This is a genomic window from Saccharothrix hoggarensis (assembly GCF_042678885.1).
GTDB lineage: Bacteria > Actinomycetota > Actinomycetes > Mycobacteriales > Pseudonocardiaceae > Actinosynnema > Actinosynnema hoggarensis.
In genome coordinates this window covers 1-1,966 of the sequence record NZ_JBHTLK010000455.1, presented here as the reverse complement: position 1 = coordinate 1,966, position 1,966 = coordinate 1, and the positions used below count along the sequence as shown (strand labels likewise).

Annotated in this window: 2 protein-coding genes; both read left to right on the top strand. The window is 72.2% G+C overall.

Features of this window, described 5'->3' with window-relative positions:
• Positions 1–147: 147 nt before the first annotated feature.
• Positions 148–789 (top strand): tRNA (guanosine(46)-N7)-methyltransferase TrmB, encoded by a 642-nt coding sequence (gene trmB, locus ACFQ3T_RS36325; protein ID WP_380730659.1) that lies wholly within the window; start codon positions 148–150, stop codon positions 787–789.
• Between the two features lie 145 nt (positions 790–934).
• Positions 935–1,966 (top strand): nitric oxide synthase oxygenase (locus ACFQ3T_RS36320; RefSeq protein WP_380730657.1); only part of this gene is annotated, 1,032 nt, incomplete at its 3' end.

Genomic DNA, 1,966 nt, shown 5'->3' with positions numbered 1-1,966 from the left:
CACGTTCCGGCCATCGACACGCCGCCGATCACCTCACCTTTGAAACACGCGCTAGCGCACCACCTAGGCTGTACGCCCGTGACGTCCAGCCACCAGCGACCGCCGCACCACCGATCCGTTGTCAGCTACGTCCAACGCGGCGAACGGATGACCGTGGGGCAGCAGCGCGCATGGGACCGCCACTGGGAGCGCTTGGGCCTCGAGGTCAAGGCGCTCCCGGCCGGTCCCGTGCGGTTCACCGAGTGGTTCGGGCGCGAGGCGCCCGTCGTGCTGGAGATCGGCTCCGGGATGGGCGAGACCACGTCCCAGCTGGTGGCCGCCGCTCCCGACGTCAACTACGTCGCCGTCGAGGTCTACAAGCCCGGCCTGGCGCAGCTCCTGCTGCGCGCCGAGGCGCTCGGCGTGACCAACCTGCGGGTCCTGCGCGGTGACGCGGTCGACCTGCTCACCGACCACGTGGAGCCCGGTTCCCTCGACGCCGTGCGGATCTTCTTCCCCGACCCGTGGCCGAAGAAGAAGCACCACAAGCGCCGGCTCGTCCAGCCCGAGTTCGTGCGCCTGGTCGCGACGCGCCTGCGTCCGGGCGGCACGCTGCACCTGGCCACGGACTGGGAGCAGTACGCCGAGCAGATGCTGGAGGTGTGCTCGGCCGAGCCGCTGCTGCGCAACCGGCACGAGCGGTGGGCGCCCCGGCCGGAGTGGCGTCCGGTCACCAAGTTCGAGCAGCGGGCCGTCGAAGAGGACCGGATCAGCCACGATCTGATGTTCGAGCGGAACGACCTCACCTGACCGTGTCATCAAGGCACGTCCCGGTGCGACCGATGCGGCGACTCCCCGTCGTTTCATCACCGGAACGAGTGGACTTTGTTGATCACCCGATGTGCCCCGTCTGGCAGTGACGCGTCACACCGCTCCGCAACTACGGTTGCCGCCCGTGACCGTAGTTGACAACGAACCGATAACGTTCGACGTGGACGCGGCGGAGGGGTTCCTCCGCATGTTCCACATCGCCCACCCCGAGGCCGGGCCGGTCGGGCCGCGCCTCGCCGAGGTCCGCGAGGAGATCGCGGCCACCGGCACCTACCGGCACACCACCCACGAGCTGGCCTACGGCGCGCGGATCGCCCTGCGCGACTCCGGCTGGTGCACCAGCGGCGTGCCGTGGCGCCGGCTCAAGGTCCGCGACCTGCGCGGCTTCCGCAACGCCGCCGCCGTGGCGGGCGAGTGCGTCGAGCACCTGCGCCTGGCCACCAACGGCGGCGAGATCCGCCCGCTGGTCACCGTGTTCGCGCCGGACACGCCCACCGCGCCCGGACCGTGCATCTGGAACGAGCAGCTGGTGCGGTACGCGGGCTACGGCGACGGCGCCGGCGACCGCCGCTACCGGGCGTTCACCGACTCCGTCCAGGGCATGGGCTGGCGCCCGCCCGCCACCCCCGGCCGGTTCGACCTGCTGCCGCTCGTCGTGGAGACCGCGCACGAGGGCGCGAAGCTGTTCGCCATCCCGCCCGACGTGGTGCACGAGGTGCTGCTCGAACACCCCGAGCTGCCCTGGTTCGGCCGGCTCGGCCTGCGCTGGCACGCCGTGCCGGTGATCACCAACATGCGGCTGACCATCGGCGGCGTCACCTACCCGGCCGCGCCGTTCAACTCGTGGTTCGTCGGCTCCGAGATCGGCGCCCGCAGCCTCGCCGACGAGAACGCCTACGGCGCGGCGCGGCCCGTCGCCGAGGCGCTCGGCCTCGACACGTCCACCGAGCGCTCGCTGTGGCGCGACCGCGCCGTCGTGGAGCTGAACCGGGCCGTGCTGCACTCGTTCGACCTGGCCGAGGTCACCATCACCGACCACCACGCCGAGTCGCTGCACCGGCTGTCGTGGCTGCGGTCGCGGCAGCGCCACTCCGGCAACCGGCCGGCGTTCCGGCTCGACCCCGCCGCCGCCCGCCGCGCCCGTGCCGGCGGACCG

Excerpts from the sequence above, each read along its gene's own strand:
- trmB (WP_380730659.1), top strand. The coding sequence starts at position 148 with ATGACCGTGGGGCAGCAGCGCGCATGGGACCGCCACTGGGAGCGCTTG.